This is a genomic window from Enterobacter chuandaensis (assembly GCF_039718975.1).
Taxonomy (GTDB): Bacteria; Pseudomonadota; Gammaproteobacteria; order Enterobacterales; family Enterobacteriaceae; genus Enterobacter; species Enterobacter chuandaensis.
Genome location: NZ_CP097173.1, coordinates 3,422,330 through 3,446,371 on the forward strand (window position 1 = coordinate 3,422,330; position 24,042 = coordinate 3,446,371).

General features: G+C 57.0%; 23 protein-coding genes. 11 read left to right on the plus strand and 12 right to left on the minus strand.

The window, feature by feature from the left end:
• The first annotated feature begins 127 nt into the window (after window positions 1–127).
• On the plus strand, window positions 128–3,241 hold the full coding sequence (gene acrD / locus MX657_RS16520) for a multidrug efflux RND transporter permease AcrD (RefSeq protein ID WP_346806184.1): 3,114 nt from the start codon (window positions 128–130) through the stop codon (window positions 3,239–3,241).
• A 109-nt stretch (window positions 3,242–3,350) separates the two neighbouring features.
• Here acrD and ypfM read toward each other — a convergent pair whose 3' ends face one another.
• Entirely contained in the window at window positions 3,351–3,410 is a 60-nt protein-coding gene (gene ypfM, locus MX657_RS16525) for a protein YpfM (RefSeq protein ID WP_015572204.1), read from the minus strand.
• A 386-nt stretch (window positions 3,411–3,796) separates the two neighbouring features.
• Here ypfM and MX657_RS16530 point away from each other — a divergent pair, with 386 nt between their 5' ends.
• Genes MX657_RS16530 through MX657_RS16540 form a run of 3 tightly spaced genes read left to right on the plus strand, consistent with a single transcriptional unit; the run spans window position 3,797 to window position 5,506 of the window.
• Entirely contained in the window at window positions 3,797–4,153 is a 357-nt protein-coding gene (locus MX657_RS16530; protein WP_346806185.1) for an ArsC family reductase, read from the plus strand.
• Window positions 4,154–4,156: 3 nt separating this feature from the next.
• Entirely contained in the window at window positions 4,157–5,284 is a 1,128-nt protein-coding gene (dapE, locus tag MX657_RS16535; protein WP_333017373.1) for a succinyl-diaminopimelate desuccinylase, read from the plus strand.
• Window positions 5,285–5,308: 24 nt separating this feature from the next.
• Window positions 5,309–5,506: a hypothetical protein gene (locus MX657_RS16540; protein WP_023308751.1), complete on the plus strand. Its 198-nt coding sequence runs from the start codon at window positions 5,309–5,311 to the stop codon at window positions 5,504–5,506.
• Between the two features lie 63 nt (window positions 5,507–5,569).
• Here the strand turns inward: MX657_RS16540 and ypfH are convergent, their stop codons facing one another.
• The 6 genes from ypfH to dapA all read right to left on the minus strand — a co-directional run bounded on the left by ypfH (window position 5,570) and on the right by dapA (window position 12,027).
• Window positions 5,570–6,265, minus strand: coding sequence for an esterase (gene ypfH, locus MX657_RS16545; RefSeq protein ID WP_346806186.1), 696 nt, complete (start codon window positions 6,263–6,265; stop codon window positions 5,570–5,572).
• Between the two features lie 73 nt (window positions 6,266–6,338).
• Window positions 6,339–8,285, minus strand: coding sequence for a tRNA(Met) cytidine acetyltransferase TmcA (locus tag MX657_RS16550; RefSeq protein WP_346806187.1), 1,947 nt, complete (start codon window positions 8,283–8,285; stop codon window positions 6,339–6,341).
• Window positions 8,285–9,154 carry a KPN_02809 family neutral zinc metallopeptidase gene (gene ypfJ, locus MX657_RS16555; RefSeq protein WP_346806188.1) on the minus strand — a complete coding sequence of 290 codons (870 nt, stop codon included), beginning with the start codon at window positions 9,152–9,154 and terminating at the stop codon, window positions 8,285–8,287. Before ypfJ ends, MX657_RS16550 begins: the two co-directional genes overlap by 1 nt.
• A 120-nt stretch (window positions 9,155–9,274) precedes the next feature.
• On the minus strand, window positions 9,275–9,988 hold the full coding sequence (gene purC / locus MX657_RS16560; protein ID WP_023332985.1) for a phosphoribosylaminoimidazolesuccinocarboxamide synthase: 714 nt from the start codon (window positions 9,986–9,988) through the stop codon (window positions 9,275–9,277).
• 109 nt (window positions 9,989–10,097) lie between these two features.
• On the minus strand, window positions 10,098–11,132 hold the full coding sequence (gene bamC, locus MX657_RS16565) for an outer membrane protein assembly factor BamC (RefSeq protein ID WP_080328462.1): 1,035 nt from the start codon (window positions 11,130–11,132) through the stop codon (window positions 10,098–10,100).
• 16 nt (window positions 11,133–11,148) lie between these two features.
• Entirely contained in the window at window positions 11,149–12,027 is an 879-nt protein-coding gene (gene dapA / locus MX657_RS16570) for a 4-hydroxy-tetrahydrodipicolinate synthase (protein WP_080328461.1), read from the minus strand.
• Window positions 12,028–12,172: 145 nt separating this feature from the next.
• Here dapA and MX657_RS16575 point away from each other — a divergent pair, with 145 nt between their 5' ends.
• Window positions 12,173–12,742, plus strand: a complete 570-nt coding sequence (locus MX657_RS16575) for a glycine cleavage system transcriptional repressor (protein ID WP_080328460.1) — start codon at window positions 12,173–12,175, stop codon at window positions 12,740–12,742.
• A complete protein-coding gene (bcp, locus tag MX657_RS16580) occupies window positions 12,742–13,212 on the plus strand; it encodes a thioredoxin-dependent thiol peroxidase (protein WP_032659360.1) in 471 nt (156 codons plus the stop codon). Before MX657_RS16575 ends, bcp begins: the two co-directional genes overlap by 1 nt.
• A 96-nt stretch (window positions 13,213–13,308) precedes the next feature.
• Here bcp and MX657_RS16585 read toward each other — a convergent pair whose 3' ends face one another.
• On the minus strand, window positions 13,309–14,373 hold the full coding sequence (locus MX657_RS16585) for an AI-2E family transporter (protein ID WP_119915382.1): 1,065 nt from the start codon (window positions 14,371–14,373) through the stop codon (window positions 13,309–13,311).
• Window positions 14,374–14,593: 220 nt separating this feature from the next.
• Between MX657_RS16585 and bepA the strand changes: the two genes are divergently transcribed.
• Both bepA and arsC read left to right on the plus strand, forming a co-directional pair.
• Complete coding sequence (gene bepA, locus MX657_RS16590; protein WP_217479142.1) at window positions 14,594–16,057, plus strand: beta-barrel assembly-enhancing protease; 1,464 nt, start codon at window positions 14,594–14,596, stop codon at window positions 16,055–16,057.
• Between the two features lie 13 nt (window positions 16,058–16,070).
• Window positions 16,071–16,427, plus strand: coding sequence for an arsenate reductase (glutaredoxin) (gene arsC, locus MX657_RS16595; RefSeq protein ID WP_080328457.1), 357 nt, complete (start codon window positions 16,071–16,073; stop codon window positions 16,425–16,427).
• Here the strand turns inward: arsC and MX657_RS16600 are convergent.
• On the minus strand, window positions 16,424–17,248 hold the full coding sequence (locus MX657_RS16600) for an XRE family transcriptional regulator (RefSeq protein ID WP_346806189.1): 825 nt from the start codon (window positions 17,246–17,248) through the stop codon (window positions 16,424–16,426). The two genes, arsC and MX657_RS16600, sit on opposite strands and share 4 nt — an antisense overlap.
• Window positions 17,249–17,395: 147 nt before the next feature.
• Between MX657_RS16600 and celB the strand changes: the two genes are divergently transcribed.
• From celB to MX657_RS16615, 3 genes are read left to right on the plus strand one after another with little or no spacing between them, the layout of a single operon-like run.
• Entirely contained in the window at window positions 17,396–18,715 is a 1,320-nt protein-coding gene (gene celB / locus MX657_RS16605; protein WP_119915379.1) for a PTS cellobiose transporter subunit IIC, read from the plus strand.
• A gap of 3 nt (window positions 18,716–18,718) precedes the next feature.
• Window positions 18,719–19,675, plus strand: coding sequence for a N(4)-(beta-N-acetylglucosaminyl)-L-asparaginase (locus tag MX657_RS16610; RefSeq protein ID WP_346806190.1), 957 nt, complete (start codon window positions 18,719–18,721; stop codon window positions 19,673–19,675).
• Window positions 19,675–21,096: a leucyl aminopeptidase family protein gene (locus MX657_RS16615; protein WP_346808568.1), complete on the plus strand. Its 1,422-nt coding sequence runs from the start codon at window positions 19,675–19,677 to the stop codon at window positions 21,094–21,096. The genes MX657_RS16610 and MX657_RS16615 overlap by 1 nt, the downstream gene beginning before the upstream one ends.
• An 18-nt stretch (window positions 21,097–21,114) precedes the next feature.
• On the opposite strand, the gene MX657_RS16620 is transcribed toward MX657_RS16615, so the two are convergent.
• From MX657_RS16620 to upp, 3 genes are all read right to left on the minus strand, one after another.
• Window positions 21,115–21,816, minus strand: coding sequence for a DnaA inactivator Hda (locus MX657_RS16620; protein WP_211438414.1), 702 nt, complete (start codon window positions 21,814–21,816; stop codon window positions 21,115–21,117).
• A 96-nt stretch (window positions 21,817–21,912) separates the two neighbouring features.
• The gene (gene uraA, locus MX657_RS16625) at window positions 21,913–23,202 is read right to left on the minus strand and encodes a uracil permease (protein WP_080328452.1); all 1,290 of its coding nucleotides are present in this window, start codon (window positions 23,200–23,202) and stop codon (window positions 21,913–21,915) included.
• 86 nt (window positions 23,203–23,288) lie between these two features.
• Window positions 23,289–23,915 (minus strand): uracil phosphoribosyltransferase, encoded by a 627-nt coding sequence (gene upp / locus MX657_RS16630; RefSeq protein ID WP_008501641.1) that lies wholly within the window; start codon window positions 23,913–23,915, stop codon window positions 23,289–23,291.
• Window positions 23,916–24,042 lie beyond the last annotated feature (127 nt).

Below are 24,042 nucleotides of genomic sequence, written 5' to 3' on the forward strand. Positions count from 1 at the left end.
CGCGGAGAAAAGCGCATGATAATTTACACTATCTCCTTTATTTCTCCACGTTTGGTCTTCGTCTTGCCGCTACAGTGATGCGGGCAATAAACAATAATGACGTGCAGCAAAACGAGGTCACTTTTTCATGGCGAATTTTTTCATCGATCGCCCCATTTTTGCCTGGGTACTTGCCATTCTGTTATGTCTGACGGGTGTCCTGGCCATTACTTCACTTCCTGTTGAGCAATATCCCGATCTGGCGCCGCCTAACGTGCGGGTCACGGCAAACTACCCCGGCGCTTCCGCGCAGACGCTGGAAAATACCGTGACGCAGGTTATCGAGCAGAACATGACGGGCCTCGATAACCTGATGTACATGTCGTCGCAAAGCAGCGCGACGGGTCAGGCGACGGTCACCCTGAGCTTTAAGGCAGGCACTGACCCGGACGAAGCGGTACAGCAGGTACAAAACCAGCTGCAGTCGGCCATGCGTAAGCTGCCCCAGGCCGTGCAGAACCAGGGCGTCACCGTGCGTAAAACCGGTGATACCAACATTCTGACCATCGCGTTTGTCTCCACCAATGGCTCGATGGATAAACAGGATATTGCGGACTACGTCGCCAGTAATATTCAGGATCCGCTCAGCCGCATTAACGGCGTCGGGGATATCGACGCCTATGGCTCTCAGTACTCAATGCGCATCTGGCTCGATCCCAACAAGCTGAACAGCTTCCAGATGACGGCGACCGACGTAACGGATGCCATCAAAGCTCAGAACGCGCAAATTGCCGTGGGGCAGTTGGGCGGAACGCCTTCCGTCGATAAACAAGCGCTGAATGCCACCATTAACTCACAGTCCCTGCTGCAGACCCCGGACCAGTTCCGCAACATCACCCTGCGCGTGAATCAGGATGGCTCGGAAGTGCGTCTGGGCGATGTCGCCACGGTGGAAATGGGCGCTGAAAAATACGACTACCTGAGCCGCTTTAACGGCAACCCGGCCTCCGGCCTGGGGATCAAGCTGGCCTCCGGCGCGAACGAAATGGCGACGGCGAAACTGGTGTTAGACCGTCTGGATGAGCTGTCGCAATATTTCCCGCACGGGCTGGAGTACAAAGTCGCCTATGAAACCACCTCCTTCGTTAAAGCGTCGATTGAGGACGTGGTGAAGACCCTGCTGGAAGCGATCGCCCTGGTATTCCTGGTGATGTACCTGTTCCTGCAAAACTTCCGCGCGACGCTGATCCCCACCATTGCCGTCCCGGTGGTGCTGCTGGGTACCTTCGCGGTGCTCTATGCGTTCGGGTACAGCATTAATACCCTGACGATGTTTGCGATGGTGCTGGCGATTGGCCTGCTGGTGGATGATGCCATCGTGGTGGTCGAAAACGTCGAGCGCATCATGAGCGAAGAGGGGCTAACCCCGCGACAGGCAACGCGCAAATCGATGGGACAAATCCAGGGGGCGTTAGTCGGTATCGCGATGGTGCTGTCGGCAGTCTTTATTCCGATGGCCTTCTTTGGCGGTACAACCGGGGCGATTTATCGTCAGTTCTCGATAACCATCGTCTCGGCGATGGTGCTCTCCGTGCTGGTAGCGCTGATCCTCACCCCCGCGCTCTGTGCCACCCTCCTTAAGCCGCTGCACAAAGGGGAACATCACGGCCAGAAAGGGTTCTTCGGCTGGTTTAACCGCATGTTCAACCGCAATGCCGAGCGGTATGAATCTGCCGTCGGCAAGGTGCTGCACCGCAGCCTGCGCTGGATGATGATTTACGTTGTGCTGCTGGGCGGTATGGTGTGGCTGTTCCTGCATCTGCCTACTTCGTTCCTGCCGCAGGAAGACCGGGGAATGTTCATTACCTCAGTGCAGCTCCCGAGCGGATCCACGCAGCAGCAGACACTGAAGGTGGTTCAGAACGTAGAGCAGTACTTCTTTACTAAAGAGAAAGATAACGTAGTGTCGGTCTTCTCCACCGTCGGCTCCGGTCCGGGCGGGAACGGGCAGAACGTCGCCCGCATGTTTGTCCGTCTGAAAGACTGGGACGAACGCGACACCAAAACGGGCACCTCGTTTGCCATTATTGAGCGCGCGACCAAAGCGTTTGCGCATATTAAAGAAGCGCGCGTCTTTGCCAGCAGCCCGCCGGCCATCAGCGGTCTCGGCAGTTCTGCCGGGTTTGATATGGAGCTGCAGGACCACGCCGGTGCGGGCCACACGGCGCTGATGGCCGCGCGCGACAAGCTGTTAGAACTTGCAGGGAAAGATCCCGGCCTGACCCGCGTCCGTCACAACGGTCTGGATGACAGCCCGCAGCTGCAGGTGGATATTGATCAACGTAAGGCGCAGGCGCTGGGCGTTTCCATCGACGACATCAACGACACGCTACAAACGGCGTGGGGTTCAAGCTATGTGAATGACTTTATGGATCGCGGTCGCGTTAAAAAAGTGTATGTGCAATCCGCCGCGCCATACCGCATGCTGCCAGACGATATTAACCGCTGGTATGTACGCAATAATGCGGGCGGAATGGTGCCGTTCTCGGCCTTTGCCACCTCGCGCTGGGAGAGCGGTTCACCGCGTCTGGAGCGCTATAACGGCTATTCCGCGGTTGAGATCGTCGGTGAAGCCGCGCCGGGCGTCAGCACCGGTACGGCGATGGACACCATGGAAAAGCTGGTGCAACAGTTGCCCGCAGGGTTTGGTCTGGAATGGACGGCGATGTCTTACCAGGAGCGTCTCTCCGGGGCGCAGGCCCCTGCCCTGTATGCGCTTTCTCTGCTGGTGGTCTTCCTCTGCCTTGCCGCGCTGTATGAGAGCTGGTCGGTTCCATTCTCCGTGATGCTGGTAGTGCCGCTTGGGGTTATCGGTGCGCTGCTGGCAACCTGGATGCGCGGCCTGGAGAACGACGTTTACTTCCAGGTGGGGTTACTCACGGTGATCGGCTTGTCGGCGAAAAACGCCATCCTGATCGTAGAGTTTGCCAACGAGATGAATGCCAAAGGTCACGAGCTGATGGCAGCCACGCTGCACGCCTGCCGCCAGCGCTTACGTCCGATCCTGATGACCTCGCTGGCGTTCATTTTTGGTGTGCTGCCGATGGCAACCAGCACGGGTGCAGGCTCAAGCAGCCAGCATGCGGTGGGTACCGGTGTGATGGGGGGCATGATTTCAGCCACCATTCTGGCGATTTATTTTGTGCCGCTGTTCTTTGTGCTGGTGCGTCGTCGCTTCCCGCTCCGGGAACGACAGGAATAACCCGCAGCCATAAAAAAAGGCGGCTTTATCGGCCGCCTTTTTATTGTGTGATTAATTCACACTATGGTTATTTTACTTATTTTAGTGCTCTTGCAATTCTTACTGAATGTCATTTACGAAGCATGCCTTCGATAAAATCTTTCCAGTTCCCCAGTTCACGTTCAATCATAACAACCTCTCTTATTATTATGCGCATTCTACGAAAACGTATCATCATTGTGAAGACTATTTAACCAATTGCTGTGATTGTACCCCGCCACCGCTGGAGATTTATGATAAATATGAACGGAGAAGCTTAAATTTTGTGTGACGGCCAGCAATATTTTGAAATAACCCTACGAACGGGTGAGTTTTATTTTTCCGTTGAGTTTAATAGCAATTTAACCCTGATGGACTTCTATGCTTAAATGGTGAAAGAATATTCAGCGTACAGCTGTGAGTTGAATTAAGAAGAAGTGTAAATCCAGAGCATTCCTGAATGTGTTATATTCCGCTTAAGGATATATCATCGAATTTACTGAACATTTTATCGCCATAAGAGCAAAAGGATTCAACATGGTTGTGATGTACGGCATTAAAAATTGCGACACCATCAAAAAAGCGCGCCGCTGGCTGGAAACCAATAACGTCGAGTACCGCTTCCACGATTACCGTGCCGACGGGCTTGATGCAGAATTTCTGCATACCGCCATTAACGAACTGGGATGGGAAGCGCTGCTGAACACCCGCGGCACCACCTGGCGTAAACTGGACGAATCCGTGCGCACCAGCATTCACGACGCCGACAGCGCGGCAAAACTGATGCTCGACATGCCGGCAATGATCAAACGCCCATTGCTCTGCAAGCCAGGTCAGCCTATGCTGCTGGGTTTCAGTGAAACCCTTTATTCTGACTTTTTCGTTGAGGTGTAGTGTATGTCATGCCCGGTCATTGAGCTGACTCAACAGCTTATTCGCCGTCCCTCCCTTAGCCCGGACGACGCAGGTTGTCAGGCATTAATGATTGAGCGCCTGCGCGCCATCGGTTTTACCGTTGAGCGCATGGATTTTGGCGACACCCAGAACTTCTGGGCGTGGCGCGGCCAGGGCGAAACGCTGGCCTTTGCCGGGCACACTGACGTCGTTCCCGCAGGTGACGCGGATCGCTGGATTAACCCGCCATTTGAACCGACCATTCGCGATGGCATGCTCTTTGGTCGCGGCGCGGCAGACATGAAAGGCTCGCTGGCGGCGATGGTGGTGGCGGCAGAGCGTTTTGTGGCTCAGCACCCGAACCACAAAAACCGTCTCGCGTTTTTGATCACCTCCGATGAAGAAGCCAGCGCCCATAACGGTACCGTAAAAGTCGTTGAAGCGCTGATGGCGCGCAACGAGCGCCTCGACTACTGCCTGGTCGGGGAGCCGTCCAGTACCGAAGTGGTGGGTGATGTCGTCAAAAACGGGCGCCGCGGCTCGCTGACCTGTAACCTGACCATACACGGCGTTCAGGGGCACGTGGCCTATCCGCATCTGGCCGATAACCCGGTTCATCGCGCTGCGCCAATGCTGAGCGAACTGGTGGGCATTGAGTGGGATAAAGGCAACGAGTTCTTCCCGCCGACCAGCATGCAGATCGCCAACGTCAAGGCCGGGACCGGCAGCAATAATGTCATCCCGGGGGACTTCTTCGTCCAGTTCAACTTCCGCTTCAGCACCGAACTGACCGATGAGGCGATCAAAGCGCGCGTTGTCGCTCTGCTGGAAAAATACAACCTGCGCTACACCGTTGACTGGTGGCTTTCCGGCCAGCCGTTCCTGACGCAGCGCGGTAAGCTGGTGGATGCGGTGGTGAACGCCATTGAGCACTATAATGAAATTAAGCCACAGCTGCTGACGACCGGCGGCACCTCAGACGGGCGCTTTATCGCCCGCATGGGTGCACAGGTTGTCGAACTGGGTCCGGTTAACGCGACGATTCACAAAATCAATGAGTGTGTGAACGCAGCTGATTTACAACTGCTGGCCCGCATGTATCAACGTATTATGGAGCAACTCGTCGCCTGACGAACGCTCAGAGAGGAATAGCGAATGGATTGGCTTTCAAAGTACTGGTGGATTCTGGTGCTGGTGTTTCTGGTCGGCGTACTGCTGAACGTGATTAAAGACCTTAAGCGCGTTGACCACAAAAAATTTCTCGCGAATAAGCCGGATCTTCCGCCGCACCGTGATTTTAACGACAAGTGGGACGATGACGACGACTGGCCGAACAAAGACCAGAAGAAGTAATTGTGCCCTCTCCTCACCCTGACCCTCTTCCCAAAGGGGAGAGGGGCTGGGGTGAGGGGCAACTCACATAAACTCTACAATATCATCATCATTCGGCTTACCGCCGCTGAGCGCTTCATCAAAGTAGTGCTTCGGCACGGTATAGCGCAGATGGTCGAGCGCAAACTGCATGCTGCGGTCGTCAATCGCGTGGCCCAGATCGTCCACAATATCCAGCGTCACATCCCCGCCTTCGCGCATCAGCGCTTCCTGGGCCGCCACCGCATGTGAAAGCTCAATCACCCGGTCTTCGCCACCGTGAATAAGATGGATGGTGGTCTGCGTGGTCGCGCTTGTCGGCAGCGTCGCATAACGCCCGTTAAACGCGATGACGCGTGAAACCAGACCCGGCTGCGCTTTTACGCTTTCCAGCGACATGATTGACCCCTGAGAGAAGCCAATCAGCGCCGTTGCGTCAGCGCCAACGCCGCTCTGCTGCTGCCAGTAGCGCACAATGTCGATGAAGGTGGGCATGATGGCATCAATGCGCGCCTGACGGTTCTCCTCCGTCACGCCCTGGACAGAGAACCACTGCCGTCCGTCAGGGCCGCACGGCTCCACGCCACCGATGCTGACAATCAGCGCTTCCGGGAAAATGGGGGCAAACCAGCTGCCAATCTGTCCCATGTTGACGGCATTATCGCCCACGCCATGAAACAGGAGCAGTAACTGTTTAGCCGGTTTGTCAGGGCTTTGAACAACAAAATGGTCGTGTTTCATGGCGGTCTCCTTAATTGATGAGCAGGATTTTACGCCTCTGCGGGGTAATGACCATGCCACTTTACTGAAGAAGTCATTGAAAAAATTGCCATTGCAAAATGTCGGCCTTCAGCTGCTGACAGCGGGAAGCGTCGAGATGCTCAAGCGCCTGCGCAGTTTCATCACGCAGCTTTGCCAGCAACGCTTTTCGTCCGCTCTCGTCCGTTCGTCCCGCCATTTTCCCACGCAGCGCCGGGATCGGCATATCTGTGGTTAACACCAGCCGCGTCAGGGCGGCAACCGAGGTTGAAAACGCCCGGTGCGCAAAGGCAAACCCCGCCAGCTCCAGCCAGTCGTCACTATTAAGGGTAGCTTCCCAGGCATCGGTCACCGGGATCTTTTCGCCGTTCCGGACCGACAGTACGCGCACATCGCGACACAGGCGCTGGTGCTCCTTCGCGCACAGGCGGTGCCCGGCCTCGCTCAGCGGCAGTAAGGCCATCGCCGTGTAACACCCGCTGCTGGCCTCCCGATGGCTACCCATTCGCACCAGCACAAAGCCGCACTGCCGCCAGAAACGCCACAGCTCGTCGGTATAGCCAAAGCTGACCGAGAGATAATCTTCACCGCTGGCGCTGCGAATAAGCCGCTGGCCGATGCCCTCCCGTTGACGGTGGGGATGCACCGCAATGCGGCTAATCCGTCGCCCCTTAAGCGTCGCCGCAAGTGGCGATCCGCCGTGCGCCGCCAGCGACTGCGCCACAAGGTTCCCGCGTGGACGGCGAGAGCCCGACCACACCGCACGGCTAAGCTCGGGGGACAGACCGCCCTCCTCCACCAGCCAGAGTGCGCCTGCGATATCCGCCCCCACCTGTGCAACCGCAAAGTGTTGGCCGGGGGCGTCCATCATCCGGCGTAAATCGAGGGGTGAGGTGCGGTAATGCGCGGCACACAGCAGTTCATACACGCTTGCCACGCGCGCCGGGTCGCTCTCCCATATCTGCGGCTCCAGCGACCGTAAACGCACGTCACCTTCCGGTTTGCGGTCAATAAGCGCATCATTAAACAGCAGCGTATTCGCCACTATCCGCTCAAGCGGACACCCGGCCGCCCAGCGAATGGGGGTGGATAAGGTATAACGCCGCAGCCCGCTGAACCGGGCGCAGAACTTAAGCAGAAACCCCCTGCCCGTGCCTTCATAACCCTGGACCGTCGTGGTTAACAACACGCGGGGAAAGCGCGCCACCAGCTTTTCGAGTAGCGGTCCGGGGATGGCGGCGGCCTCATCAACAATCAGCCAGTCGGCCTGCAGCGTGGAAGCCAGCAGCGCATCCGGGGCCATAAAGTGGAAACGCTCACCAGCGAAGCGCGCAATGACATCAGCCGCCCCTTTAGCCGGTGCCGTCACCACTGCATTTCCGGGGATGCCGTTGAGCAGCATCCCCGCCAGGGCTGACTTTCCGCGTCCGCGCGGTGCCGTCACGGCAGCGACGCCCGCAGGCATGGTCAGAAGCGCGTCGAGGATCTCAACCTGTTCACGCTGCGGCTCGCCGCTGGCAGGCTGCCAGGCGGGTGAATCCGACGCCGCGGGAAGAGAGAGAGGACGATGCTGTTGCCAGACGATCGCATCCGCATCGGCGGCAAGCGTCCGGCAAAAATGGTGAACGAAGTGCGGGGTGACAATCGCCTCCGCGCTGTCGCTCCAGCGAACGGAATCGCCGTCGGGCTTCGCGGCCCAGTCGGCGAGCGGCGGAACCAGCAGCACCAGCAGGCTTCCGGCGCGCAGCGTCCCGCTGAGCGCAGCAAAGGCTGAGACGTCAAACCCGGCGCGCGCGTCAAAAACGGCGTGCAGGAATTCGCGTCCCAGCAGCCCGCTGATGGCTTTAGAAGGATTTTCATCCAGCCACAGCCAGTCTCCTGATAAGGCCTCACGCAGGCCGGTCGCCCGGCTCAACGTCCATTGTTCATCGCCAGTGAGCACCACCAGACGGCGGTGCCCGGAACGCTGAAGCTGTGTAATCAGCTGTTCAAACCCCAGCATCACATAGCTTTGCCGAAGGTATTACACTGGGCCGGCTCGCCGCTGTCAAAGCCGCGCTTGAACCAGCTGTATCGCTGCTGTGACGTACCGTGAGTGAAACTGTCCGGCACGACATGCCCCTGGCTCTGCTGCTGTAAACGGTCGTCGCCGATGGCCTCAGCCGCGTTTAACGCTTCTTCAAGATCGCCGGATTCCAGCACGCCCTGCTGCTGCATGCTGTGGCCCCAGACGCCCGCGAAGCAGTCTGCCTGCAGCTCCATTTTAACGGAAAGGCGGTTCACTTCGGCCTGAGACGCATTTTGCTGGAGCTGGCGCACTTTGGGCTCAATTCCCAACAGCTTTTGCACGTGATGGCCGACTTCATGCGCAATCACATAGCCCTGGGCAAAATCGCCGCCAGCGCCAAGCTTGCGTTTCATGTCATCGTAAAAAGAGAGATCGATATAGACGGTGCCGTCCGCCGGGCAGTAGAACGGCCCCATGACCGATTGACCCGTACCGCAGCCGGTGCGGGTTGCGCCACGGTACATCACCAGTTTCGGCTGCTGATAGGTGCGCCCCATCTTCTCGAACTGCTGACTCCAGGTGTCTTCAGTTGTGGCGAGAATAACGGAGGTAAATTTGGCCGCTTCATCTTCATTCGGGCTGATGGAGCGCTGAGAATGCTGTTGCTGCTGCAGCGGTTGACCGGTCATCAGACCGGTGAGATCGACGCCATAATAGCCCGCGACCAGCACCACAATCAGCAGGATGATACCGCCCTTGCCGCTGGGTAAGCGGAAGCCGGGCCCGCCCATTGAAGGGCCGCCGCCACCATCACTGCGTCTGTCTTCTACATTGTCACTTTCACGACGCCCTTGCCAGCGCATATCTACCTCGAACTATTCCATTAATAATAGCTATGATCGTAGGCGGTTAACGGCAAGATTACCATTGGAAACAAAGGTAAGACGCCAAAGGATGCGAACATCCTTTGGCAACTGAGGGACTTAGTCGAGCTTAACGCCTAAACGGTGAGCAACCGCTTCGTATGCTTCAATCAGGCCACCCAGGCTCTGACGGAAACGATCTTTGTCCATTTTATCCAGGGTTTCTTTATCCCACAGGCGGCTACCGTCCGGCGAGAACTCATCGCCCAGCACCACTTCGCCTTTGAACAGACCAAACTCCAGCTTGAAGTCGACGAGGATCAAGCCCGCGTCATCAAACAGCTTTTTCAGCACGTCGTTGGCTTTGTAGGTCAGCTCCTGCATACGCGCCAGGTTCTCTTTGCTCACCCAGCCGAAGGTTTCGCAGTAGGATTCGTTGACCATCGGGTCGTGCATGGCATCGTTTTTCAGGAACAGGTCGAACAGCGGTGGATTCAGTTCGATACCTTCTTCAATGCCCAGACGCTTCACCAGGGAGCCCGCCGCACGGTTACGAATAACGCATTCGACCGGAACCATATCCAATTTTTTCACCAGACATTCCGTATCGGACAGCAACGCTTCCATCTGGGTCGGGATACCCGCTTCGGCCAGTTTGGTCATAATGAAGTGGTTGAACTTGTTGTTCACCATGCCTTTACGATCGAACTGCTCAATGCGTGCGCCATCCCCTGCTGACGTATCATTGCGGAACTCGAGCACCAACAGATCCGGGTTCTCCGTGCTGTATACGGTCTTCGCTTTGCCACGATACAACTCAGCTTGCTTCTGCATCTTCATTACTCCTGGTGTGATAATTTGTGTTCAAAACGGGGTATATTATGCCACGCACACGTTTGCGTAGCACGAAAATAAAAAGGGCGGGATTAACCCGCCCTCGTATTTATTTGCTGAATGCTGCCTGGAAGACAGCGACCAGCGCATCGTTCTGCGCCTGGGTCAGCGTATGACCTTTCGGATCGATAAACTGCAGACTGCTGCGGTTATCGAGGTCACCTACCTGAATCTTATAGTCACCGGAGGCAAGCTGAGGATCTTTGGCACCCAGTTCCTGCCACGCGCTGTCGGACAGCGGCTTATAGGTCGCCGTCATGCTGCCAGTTGAGCGGGTGCTGTCGGTCACTTTCATGCCCACTTTTTCCAGCGTCGCCGGCAGACGCTGCCAGGTCTGGTTAAACGGTGCACGCACCACCAGCATCGGCAGGCCGGTATCATCCGCACCGCTCTGAACGTCGTAAGTGACGCCGTTACGGTTCTGCGCGGCGTTCGCGGCATCGGTAGCGGTCTTATCCAGACCTGCGGCAATCACGTTCAGCATTTCAGTGCTGTAACGCTGCATAGAGGCGGCATCCGCAACCGGTTTACCCGCCTGCTCCAGGTTCAACAGCTTAACGTTAACCGCCTGCTGGTAACCCTGTGGTTTCACGGAGACTTGATAACGACCACGGTACTGCTGGTCTTCATCCAGACGGTTCCACTCGATCCAGTCGGTGGTTAATGTCTGGCTGGCGTCATCGCGTTTATCGATGGTGTAGTTCTTCGCCTGAATAACGCTCACGACCTGTGGCCACAGAGTGCTTCCACGGGCGCTTTCAACCAGCAGAGACGCCGTATCACCGGTGAACTGGGTACGCGCCCCGCTCACCAGCGCCAGAGGCTGTGCTGGCGGACGAATATCAAGCGCCTTACCGACCAGGCCGCTGCCGTTGGTCACGGGGATATTATAATCGCCGTTCTGAATCGGCAGGATCATACCAGCCGGTGCATGAAGTTCAGCAAGCGGGGTCGCATCCAGATAGGATTCATCACCGCTCACCTGGCGCTTGTAGCGCGAGTCTGAACTACAGGCAGCGAGCAGCATAACAAGCGAAACACTCGCAACCTTCGCCAGGCGCGACTTCTGTACTGAATAAGCCATCAAATCTCCCTAAACTTTACAGCAAACCGGCATGCTTCAGCGCTGCCCTGACGATGTCGCGACCGTGGTCGGTAATCGGTGTCATTGGCAAACGCAGCGTATCGGATGCTACAAGCCCCAACTCCTTACACGCCCATTTCACTGGGATCGGATTGGGTTCGACAAATAATTTATTGTGCAACGGCATCAAACGCTGATTAACGACACGCGCTTCATCAAAGTGACCGGCTGCGGCCAGTTTGCACATTTCAGCCATATCGCGCGCCGCAACGTTTGCCGTTACGGAGATCACGCCATGACCACCGAGCTGCATAAAGTCCAGCGCGGTCGCATCATCACCACTCAACAGGATAAAGTCGTCTGAAACCAGCTCTTTGATCTGATGAACGCGGCTTAAGTTCCCTGTCGCCTCTTTAATACCGATAATATTTTTTACTTCCGAGAGACGACCAACGGTTTCCGGCAGCATATCGCAGCCGGTACGGGACGGCACATTATACAGAATTTGTGGCAAGTCAGTATGTTCAGCGATGGCTTTGAAGTGCTGGAACAACCCTTCCTGAGTAGGACGGTTGTAGTAAGGAGTCACCGTCAGGCAGCCCACGATGCCGCTGTCGTTAAAACGTTGGGTCAGACTGATAGCTTCTGCGGTTGCGTTTGCCCCTGTTCCCGCGATAACCGGGATACGCCCGTCCGCCAGTTCCAGGGTCAGCATCACCACATCGCCGTGCTCTTCGTGGCTCAGCGTTGCGGATTCACCGGTAGTCCCTACCGAAACGATCGCCGAGGTTCCGTTGGCGACATGGTAATCAATGAGCTTCTTCATGCTTGACCGGCAGACATTACCTTTTTCATCCATCGGTGTAACAAGCGCGACAATACTTCCCGTGAACATGAGCCATCCTCTGTGCGAACAAGAGCCTCAATGTTACGTTTGGAACTGTAATAAAAGCAAGCGACCTGAGGCGCTCAGGCGGTTGTATGCATGTTTTTTTTATGCTTTCCTTAGGAAGACTTAACCATGCAAAGGAAGAACAGGTTTGACAACCTCATCACAACATTACCTGGTTATCACTGCGCTGGGTGCCGACAGGCCGGGTATCGTGAACACCATCACCCGTCACGTGAGCAGCTGCGGCTGTAATATCGAAGACAGCCGCCTGGCGATGCTCGGCGAAGAGTTCACGTTTATCATGCTGCTGTCCGGAACATGGAATGCCATTACCCTGATCGAATCCACCCTGCCGCTGAAAGGCGCGGAGCTGGATTTGCTGATCGTGATGAAACGCACCACCGCGCGCCCGCGTCCGGCCCTGCCCGCAACCGTCTGGGTGCAGGTTGAAGTCCCTGATTCCCCGCATCTGATTGAGCGCTTTACCGCGCTGTTCGACAGCCATCAGATGAACATTGCCGAGCTCGTCTCCCGCACGCAGCCGGGCGACGAGAGCGCCGTTCCTACGCTGTTTATTCAAATTACCGCGCACAGCCCTGCCTCACAGGATGCGTCAAATATCGAGCAAGCGTTCAAAGCCCTCTGTACAGAATTAAACGCGCAGGGCAGTATAAGTGTCGTCAATTATTCGCAGCACGAACAGGATGGAGTTGAGTAATGAATCCACTGAAAGCCGGTGACATCGCACCGAAATTTAGCTTACCGGATCAAGACGGCGAGCAAGTAAATTTGACCGACTTCCAGGGACAGCGTGTTCTGGTCTATTTCTACCCGAAAGCCATGACCCCCGGCTGCACCGTACAGGCCTGCGGCTTACGCGACAACATGGATGAGTTGAAGAAAGTCGGCGTGGAAGTACTGGGTATCAGCACCGATAAACCAGAAAAGCTGTCACGATTTGCGGAAAAAGAGCTGCTGAACTTCACGCTGCTTTCCGACGAAGACCACCAGGTCTGCGAGCAGTTCGGCGTCTGGGGTGAAAAGACCTTTATGGGTAAAACCTATGACGGGATTCACCGCATCAGCTTCCTGATCGACGCTGACGGCAAAGTTGAGCATGTGTTTGACGACTTTAAAACCAGCAACCACCACGACGTGGTGTTGAACTGGCTGAAAGCAAGCGCGTGATAAACAGCAAAACGGCAACCCAGGTTGCCGTTTTTAGTGTTTTCCCCCTCTCCCCGTGGGAGAGGGTCGGGGTGAGAGCATCAGGCCGCACAAAAACTACTTCTCTTCCACCGCCGGGACATCCGGCCACGCATGCACCACCGCTTTAATCAGCGTCGCCAGCGGAATGGCAAAGAACACGCCCCAGAATCCCCACAGCCCGCCGAAAATCACCACTGACAGGATAATCACCAGCGGATGTAGGTTCACCGCCTCGGAGAAGAGCACCGGTACCAGCAGGTTACCGTCCAGCCCCTGAATAATCAGGTATACCGCAAAGCAGCTCCAGAACTCGGTGCCCAGACCAAACTGGAACAGCGCGACGCCCACCACCGGAATGGTCACTACAAACGCGCCGATGTACGGGATCAGAACCGAGAATCCAACCAGCACCGCCAGCAGCAGCGAGTAGTTCAGGCCGAAGATCAGGAAACCGATCCAGGTCGCGACCCCGACCACAATCATCTCCAGCACTTTGCCGCGAATGTAGTTGGTGATCTGCTGGTTCATCTCCTGCCAGACCTGCCCGGCCAGCCCGCGATTGCGCGGCAGCACGCGGCGTACCGCATTCAGCATCTGCTCTTTGTCTTTGACCAGGAAGAACACCATTAACGGCACGAGGACAAGATAAACCGCCAGCGTCAGCAGGCCGACCAGCGAGGCCAGTGAGTATTTCACCACCGAGTCGCCCATCGTCATGATGCGGGCGCGCATGTTTTCGGCCATCGCATCAATGATCCCCGCATCCATCAGCGCAGGATAACGGCGCGGCAGCGTGGCGGCAAAATCTGACAGCTTATTTAGCATGCCGGGCATATCGCGGATCAGGTTGATCCCCTGCTGCCAGGCAACGGGCATCACCACGAAGGACATCAGCAGCAGAATGCCGACAAACAGCACCAGCACAATGCTGGTCGCCCAGCGACGGGAACAGCCGATATGTTCCAGGCGCGCCGTCGGCCACTCCAGCAGGTACGCCAGCACAATCGCCACCAGCAGCGGGGCGAGCAGGCCGCTAAAGAAAAACAGAATACCGAACCCGGCGACCAGAATAACCAGCAAAGCAATGGCTTCCGGGTCGCTAAACCGACGCCGGTACCACTGCATTAACATTTCGAGCATACAACCCTTCCCTGAATCGAATGGCGGGAGTGAGACGGTGAATTGTATCTAACTGTCACAAAAAAGACTTTCCTTTTTGTATCTCCATCACGTTTCGCAAAACCCTGATCAATGGGATTTTCTTCATGACTTAACACGGCTACACTCCCAGAGCAGCAGAGATGAACGATATGCCGGTTCATCGGTCAAATTAGCACATCCAACATACAGGACAGTGGTTATGTTCAGGCAGTTGAAAAAAACACTGGTTGCGACACTGATTGCCGCAGTGACGGTCGGTCAGGTGTTGCCGGCTTTCGCTGACTCGTCCGATTCATTGCCGGACATGGGCACCACGGCAGGAAGCACGCTCTCTATTGGGCAAGAGATGCAAATGGGTGATTACTATGTGCGTCAGCTGCGCGGTAGTGCTCCGCTGATCAACGACCCTTTGCTGGTACAGTACATTAACGGGCTGGGAATGCGTCTGGTGGCGCACGCCGACTCGGTAAAAACGCCCTTCCATTTCTATTTAATCAATAATGACGAAATCAACGCCTTCGCCTTCTTTGGCGGGAACGTTGTGCTGCATTCAGCGTTATTCCGCTACTCAGACAACGAAAGCCAGCTGGCATCGGTGATGGCGCACGAAATTTCGCACGTTACCCAGCGTCACCTGGCGCGTGCCATGGAAGACCAGAAACGTAACGCCCCGCTGACCTGGGTAGGGGCGCTGGGCTCTATTCTGCTGGCGATGGCCAGCCCGCAGGCCGGGATGGCTGCCCTGACCGGTACGCTGGCGGGAACACGTCAGGGAATGATCAGCTTCACCCAGCAAAATGAGCAGGAAGCAGACCGCATCGGCATTCAGGTTTTACAGCGCTCCGGCTTTGACCCGCAGGCGATGCCGAGCTTCCTGGAGAAACTGCTCGACCAGGCGCGCTACTCGTCGCGTCCCCCGGAAATTCTGTTAACCCACCCGCTGCCGGAAAGCCGTCTGTCGGACGCGCGTAACCGAGCCAACCAGATGCGTCCGGTGGTCGTGCAGTCATCGCAGGATTTCTACATGGCGAAAGTGAGAACGCTCGGCATGTACAATTCCGGACGTAACCAGCTCACCAGCGACCTGCTGGATACTCTGTCGAAAGGCAACGTGCGGGAGAAGAACGCCGCGCAGTATGGCCAGGCGTTACAGGCGATGGAAGCCAGCAAATACGACGAGGCGCGTAAAGCGCTGCAGCCGCTGCTGGCAGCCGACCCGAACAATCCGTGGTATCTCGATCTCTCGACGGATATCGATCTGGGACAGAAAAAAACCACCGATGCGATTAACCGCCTGAAAGGGGCGAAAGACATACGAACCAACCCGGTGCTGCAGCTTAACCTGGCGAACGCTTACTTACAGGGCGGTCAGCCTGCGCAGGCCGTGACCATTCTGAACCGCTACACCTTTAACAATAAAGACGACCAGAACGGCTGGGAGCTACTCGCCCAGGCCCAGGGTCAGCTGGGTAACCGCGATCAGGAGCTGGCGGCGCGGGCAGAAGGGCTGGCCCTGGCGGGTCGTCTCGATCAGGCTATTTCCCTGCTCAGCAGCGCCAGCTCGCAGGTGAAGCTCGGCAGCCTGCAACAGGCCCGCTACGATGCGCGCATCGACCAGCTGCGCGGTTTGCAACAGCGCTTTAAGCCGTACGAAAAGATGTAATCAAGGAGAAGTCATGACAGACGCGGTAAAAATTTACCATAACCCCCGCTGCTCCAAGAGCCGCGACACGCTCAGCCTGCTGAAATCTAACGGCATCGACCCTGACGTGGTGCTGTATCTCGAGACGCCGCCGGACGCGCAGACGATCCGCCATCTGCTAAACATGCTGGAGATGGGCAGCGCGCGCGAACTGATGCGTCAGAAAGAAGATCTGTATAAATCACTGAATCTGGACGACGCGCATCTTACCGAAGAGCAACTGATTCAGGCAATGGTCGAGAATCCAAAGTTGATTGAGCGCCCGATTGTGGTGGCGAACGGCAAGGCGCGCATTGGCCGTCCGCCGGAAGATGTGCTCGACATCCTCTAGTCCTTACGCCGCAGCGCTTCCAGAAACGCCTGCGGCGTCCTTTCCCCCAGCTTTTTCTGCGTTTTTCCCCGGTTATAAAACTCACACAGGGTGACTAACACCACTCCTGCTGGCACAGCATTCACGCGCGGAATAACGTCGCGTAATGGCACCGCCACCTGAAGCGCATTGTGTTTTTGGGGATGCGTTTTTACAGCCACATCTTTTGCAGGCTCCGTCAGCTCAAAGCCAAAAGTCTCAACAGATTGTATATCAGCGGGACAGGCATTCAGCAGCGCCTGCGTCCAGGTATTGAGCAACTGGGGCGAAAGACCCGCATAGAGCCGGGCATAACACCAGCCGCTTACCGGTTCGCGCGCCCAGAGCAGATGTTGTTCACCCCCATCGTCCATATGCAGGGACAAAGGTAAATGATGGAGCATCAGCATATGTGGCCGCATGCCAGCCTTCAGCGCTTTTATTCCCTGCAACGGCCTCCCTTTGAACTTCGCGGAGGCCGGTTTGAGATAGCGATTCAGCGTTGCCCTTGAAACGGGGATCCCCAGCACGTCGTTAACCATCTGCAGCAGTTCATCCAGCGGCGCCCCCGAGATGTCGCGCAGGGCATTGACCAGCGCAGACTGCTCCTGTCTCAGCGCTTTGTGTATCACTTTTGGCGTCGTGTGGTTATCCGAAACCTGTTCACGGTTGCGCCAGCGCCTGACGGTGGTAACGGAGATCCCCAGCTCAACGGCCAGCTCTCTGTCGCTTTTATCTGACTGTTGAAGGTAGCGGCGGATGCGCGGCGTGGTGGTCGCATTGGCGTGAAGTTTAATTTCCATCGCAACAACTCCGTTAACTAATCATATGAGATTTATATATCACAGGCGATTGCTTTGTGACCGATTTCACCTTTCGCTCGCCGCGCTTCACTGATAATCCACAGACATAACATAAACCATGCCACTCAATCTTGTACGGAGTTCACAATGAACAATGTTCTGGGATTTCTTGAAGCAAAACTGATGCCCCTGGCGGCCAAAACGGCCCAGCAGCGTCATCTCGGGGCCATTCGCGGTGCCTATGTTTCATTCATGCCGTTTATTATCGTCGGCTCCATCCTGCTGGTGATCTCCTCTTTCCCGAACCAAACCTATCAGCAGTTTATGTCTCAGGCCTTTGGTGAGAGCTGGAGCGCGATTATTGAAATCCCGTTCAACGCGGTGTTTTCCACTATGTCGCTGTTCATTAGCTTCCTGGTCGCCTTCCGCCTGGCGGAACACTACGGCGAGGACCGCATCTCCTGCGGCATCCTGGCGCTGGTCGCGTTTCTGATCCTGACCCCGTTTATTAAGGTGGCGGAAAACGGCGGTATTACCGTTATTCCGGTGGAATGGATTGGCAGCAAAGGATTGTTCGTGGCGATGATCGGCTCGCTGCTCTGGACGGAGCTGTTCTGCTGGCTGAAGCGCAAAAATCTGGTCATTAAAATGCCGGACGGCGTGCCGCCTGCGGTGCAGGAGTCCTTCGCGGCGCTGATCCCGGCCCTGCTGGTGATGATTCTGGTACTGGGTATCCGCATCGTCTTCGAAAACACCCACTACAACACCATCCATCAGTTTATTTATGAAGTGGTTGCCACGCCGGTGCGCCACTACGGCACCTCATACTTTGGTGCGCTGATGACCGTTTTCAGCATCACCATTCTCTGGTCAGTGGGCATTAACTCCGGCTCGATGATTAACGGCATTATTCGTCCGCTGTGGATGGAAAACCAGACCGACAACATCGCCGCGATTCAGGCGGGCACGACGCCGCCGCACATCATTACCGAACAGTTTTTTGACATGATCTGGATGGGCGGCGCGGGCGCCACGCTGTCGCTGGTGATAGCGATGCTGATTTTCGCGCGCAGTAAAAACATGCGTGAAGTGGCGCGCCTCGGCGCCGGGGCTTCGGTGTTTAACATCAACGAGCCAATTCTGTTTGGCCTGCCGGTGATCATGAACCCGATCATGCTCATCCCGTTCAACCTGGTGCCGCTGGTGCTGGTCACCGTGCAGTACGTGGCGATGAAGGTTGGCGCTGTCGCCGTCACCACCGGGGTGTTTATCCCCTGGACGCTGCCGCCGGTCATCAGCGGCTTTATCGTCACCGGGCACCTGAGCGGCAGCGTGATGCAGCTGATTAACCTGCTGATCGGCGCCATGCTGTACCTGCCTTTTATGCGTATCGTGGATAAACAGTACCGCGCGGCGGAAACTGCCACCGTAACGCAAACCGACACCACCCTTGCAAAACAGGAGTAAAGCATGTGGGGAATTATCGCCACCTGGCGAATGGCGCTTGAAGGCATAACGGAATCTGCGTCTGCCCTGGCGGCGGGTAAACCGGTCGCTACGGCGGTAGTCGATGCCGTCGCCGCCGTCGAAGACTTTCCGCTGTATAAATCCGTCGGCTACGGCGGACTGCCCACCGAAAACGGCGAGGTCGAGCTGGACGCGGCGTATATGGACGGCGACACGCTGGCCTTTGGCGCGGTGGGTAATCTGGTGGATATCGCCAACCCGGTGCGCGTGGCGCACGCGCTGAGCCGCCAGCGCTACAACAGCCTGCTGGTCGGCGAGGGCGCGCGGGAATGGGCGCTGAGCCAGGGTTTTGCCGACAAAACTATGCTCACCGACCGCGCGATGCAGCACTACCGCAAGCGCTGCCGCGAGACGCTGGATAAGGGCTTAAGCCCCTACGACGGGCACGACACCGTCGGCATTATCGGTCTCGACAAGCAGGGCTCGATGAGCGTCGCCACCTCCACCAGCGGCCTGTTTATGAAAAAGCGCGGCCGCATTGGGGATTCGCCGATTATTGGTTCCGGCTTTTACTGCGACAGCGAAACCGGCGCGGCCACCGCCACGGGCGTCGGCGAAGATCTGATGAAAGGCTGTACCAGCTATGAAATCGTTCGCCGGATGGCGCAAGGGATGACGCCGCAGCAGGCGGCGGATTCCGTGGTGTTCGAACTGGAGGACAAGCTGATGTCGCGCTTCGGTCGCGCGGGCGATCTCTCCGTGGTGTGCATGAACAACAGGGGCGAATTCGGGGCCGCGACCAATATCAAAACCTTCTCGTTTGTGGTGGCGACGGCTCGTCAGCCCCTGACCGTGTTTCGCACGGAACGCCTGCGGGAGAAAACGCACTATCACGCCGTGGACGAGGAGTGGATGCAGGCCTATGCCGCGCGGATCCGCGCGCCGATTGAGGAGTCATGATGATCACGTATCAGTTTATCACCGCGCTTTCTGACGCGAAGCCGCAAAGCCATTTCATCGCGTCCACCTCCTGTACGCTTTTGCCCGAAACGGCGTTGGTCGCGGAAATGCGCGAGTCTGACGGCATCGCAGACACGCGCTTTGGTTGCGCGCCGTTTGCCCGTATCACTCTACTGCCCGATGCGCTCTGGCATGACGCACTCACAGAAGGCCTGCTTGCCGCCCTGCGACCGCTAATTGCCTCCCCCGCCAGCGCAGATATCGTGCTGGACGTTACAAATATCGACGACGTCGTGCTGGCACAGGTGCTGCGTTTTCTCTTTAATCAGGCGCACAGGCTGAGCGACCTGAAGTTGAAGAAAACCGATGAATCGTCGGTACGCCTTACGCGCATCACCGCCCTCTGTCTGCCAGAGCAGCAGGAAAAGCTGGAAACAATTTTCCGCCAGCAGCAGGCCATCGCCCACGGCATGGTCGCGGCGCGACGCCTGGCGGATATCCCTTCCGACCGCTGCACGCCGCAGTTTATGGTCGAAGAAGCGCAAAAACTGTGTGCCGCCTTCCCCGCCCTGCGGTGCGACGTGTTGGATAAAGAGCAAATCATTGAGCAAGGGCTGGGACTGCTGCACGCCGTCGGCAAAGGGGCGACCTGTCCGCCACGTCTGCTGGCGATTCATTATGACGGTGTCAACGACGGCCCGGTGCGCTGCTATGTGGGAAAAGGCATAACGTTTGATACCGGCGGACTGTGGCTGAAGGAAGGCGCGGGCATGTACACCATGAAATACGATATGTGCGGTGCGGCTAACGTGCTGGGGCTGATGCTGACCGTGGCAGAGCTGGCGTTGCCCGTGCGCGTGATGGGCGTGCTGGCGCTGGCGGAAAACGCCATCGGTCCGGATGCCATGCAGCCCGGTTCGGTAGCAACGGCCTGTAACGGCATCACGGTAGAAATCAACAACACCGATGCCGAAGGCCGACTGGTACTGGCGGATGCCATCGCCTGGGCCAGCCAGCGCCACCCGCAGGCACGCTATATCATTGATATGGCGACCTTAACCGGTGCGGTGGTGAAAGCGCTGGGGTATGAGCTGAGCGGGTTAATGACGCAGGACGAACCGCTGCGCACCGCGCTGACGCAGGCGGGTAAACGGAGCGGCGACGAAGTGTGGCCCCTGCCGCTGGATGCGCGGCTGAAAAAGCAGACCGACAGCGCCATCGCCGATCTGTGCAACACGCCGACAAACAACGCGGCAATCAGCGCCTCGGCGGCGTGGCTGCTACACCACTTTTGCCCGCCGACAATCCCGTGGGCGCATCTGGATATCAGCGGTACGGCGCTGTGGCGTGAAAACGGACGGAGCGTGGCGTCGGGCAGACCGATTCCGCTGCTGGTTGAGCACCTGATGGGGGATCTTTAGCCGCCACCGGGCAAAAACTCAAAGCTTGAGGATATCTTTCACAAACGGAATGGTCAGCTTGCGCTGGGCGGTAATAGAGGCGCGATCGAGCTGATCGAGGGTATCAAACAGCGTGCGCATTTCGCGATCGAGACGCTTGAGCAGGAAACGGCCCACGTCCTCCGGCAGCTCAAAGCCGCGCTGCTTTGCGCGCAGCTGTAACGCCTGCAGCTTATCTTCATCGGATAACGGCTGGAGCTTGTAGATTTGCCCCCAGTCCAGACGGGACGCCAGATCCGGCAGCCCCAGATTGAGCTGGCGCGGCGGACGATCGCCGGTGATCAGCAGCCGAGTTTTACCCGATTCCAGGATGCGGTTGTAGAGGTTAAAGATCGCCATTTCCCACGGTTCGTCCCCCGCCACGCATTCGATATTATCGATGCAGACCAGCGAGAGATGTTCCATTCCCTCCAGCACCTCAGGCACGAACCAGGTACGTTTATCCAGCGGCACATAGCCTACCGCGTCACCGCGCGCTGAAAGCTCCGCGCAGGCGGCATGCAGGAGGTGGCTGCGCCCCGCGCCTTCGCGTGACCAGATATAGATGTATCCGCTGTGATCCTGGCGCAGCACGTTTTGCAGTGCAGCCAGTAAAGAGGGGTTATCACCCGGCCAGAAACTCGCGAAAGTTTCGTCGTCAGGGAGATAAAGTGGCAGAGAGAGCTGTGCCGGTCCGTTCAGAAATACCTCAACCAGAGATCTTACATAAAATCGGCGATGAGTTTATCACGGAACCAGCCGGGAGAGAACCGGGCGATCCTTCGCCCGATTAAAGGATCAATGTGGCGCTTTTTCGCTTTCGTCCGCGTCCAGTACCACTTCTTCCGGGCGGATCACCGAGATCAGCTTGAAAATCAGGCTCAGGCCCACGCCGACGATGGTTGCCAGCGCCATGCCCTTCAGCTCGGCCGCACCGATGTGCACCTTCGCGCCGCTCACGCCGATGATCAGGATAACGGAGGTCAGGATCAGGTTCTGCGCTTTGCTGTAATCCACTTTGGATTCAATCAGCACGCGAATACCGGACGCCCCAATCACCCCGTACAGCAGCAGGGAAACGCCGCCCATCACCGGGACCGGGATAATCTGGATCGCTGCCGCCAGCTTGCCCACGCAGGAGAGCAGAATGGCGATGATCGCCGCGCCGCCGATAACCCAGGTACTGTAGACGCGGGTGATCGCCATCACGCCGATGTTTTCACCGTAGGTGGTGTTTGGCGTGGAGCCGAAGAATCCGGAGATAATGGTGGAGAAACCGTTGGCAAACATGGAGCGGTGCAGGCCCGGGTCGCGGATCAGGTCGCGCTTCACGATGTTCGCCGTCACCACCAGGTGGCCGACGTGCTCGGCAATCACCACCAGCGCGGCAGGCAGAATGGTGAAGATCGCAAACCATTCGAAGCGCGGGGTGTAGAAGGTTGGCAGCGCGAACCAGTGCGCCTGAGCGATTGGGGTAGTATCCACCACGCCCATGACGAAGGAGAGCGCGTAGCCCGCCAGCACGCCGATCAGGATCGGGATAATCGCCATAAAGCCACGGAACAGCACGGAGCCAAACACCGTCACGCCCAGGGTTACCAGCGAGATAATGATGGTTTTGGAATCCGGTGACTGACCGTCCGCAGGCAACAGGCCGGCCATGTTCGCCGCCACGCCCGCCAGCTCCAGGCCGATGACGGCAACAATGGCCCCCATCGCCGCAGGCGGGAACATCACGTCCAGCCAGCCGGTACCGGCTTTCTTCACGATGAAGGAAACCAGGCAGAACAGCACGCCACACATGATAAAGCCGCCCAATGCGACCTCATAACCCAGCGGCAGCAACAATAACACCGGCGAGATAAAGGCAAAGCTCGATCCAAGATACGCCGGGATTTTGCCTTTACAGATAAAGAGGTACAGCAGCGTACCGATGCCGTTGAACAGCAGCACGGTAGCCGGGTTAATGTGGAACAGGATTGGCACCAGCACGGTTGCGCCAAACATGGCGAACAGGTGCTGCAAACTAAGCGGGATAGTCTGTAAAAGCGGCGGTCTTTCACTCACCCCGATAGCACGGCGCGTCATAGTGTTTTCCTCTGAGATGGTTAGTTATGTGTGTTTTATTCAAAAAAAAGCCGACTATCAAAGTCGGCTTAGTTATCGTTATTCGATTATTTCGTACCAAAGATCTTATCGCCGGCATCACCGAGCCCCGGGATGATGTACCCGTGCTCGTTCAGCCCCTGGTCGATAGAGGCGGTATACAGCTCAACGTCCGGGTGCGCTTTTTCCAGCGCCGCGATCCCTTCCGGAGCAGCAACCAGAACCAGCACCTTAATGCTGCTGCAGCCCGCTTTTTTCAGCAGGTCGATGGTGGCGATCATAGAACCGCCGGTTGCCAGCATCGGGTCAACCACCAGCGCCATACGCTCGTCGATGTTAGAGACCAGCTTCTGGAAGTAAGGCACCGGCTCCAGCGTCTCTTCATTACGGTAGATACCCACCACGCTGATGCGCGCGCTTGGCACGTGCTCCAGCACGCCTTCCATCATACCGAGACCGGCGCGCAGGATTGGCACCACGGTAATTTTCTTACCTTTGATCTGCTCAACCTGCACCGGGCCGTTCCAGCCTTCGATGGTCACTTTTTCTGTTTCCAGATCAGAGGTCGCTTCGTAGGTCAGCAGGCTGCCCACTTCAGAAGCCAGTTCGCGAAAACGCTTCGTGCTGATGTCATGCTCACGCATCAGGCCCAACTTGTGTTTAACGAGTGGGTGTTTCACTTCCACAATCTTCATTCTCTTTCTCCTCTGAGGTGGCATCCGCAAAAAAATCGCGGGATTATACCGCTTTTTTCGGATTAGGCCATACCCATCTTGCTTGACGTACATCAATCAAAAACAAAAAAGCCGGAGGCTGGGCTCC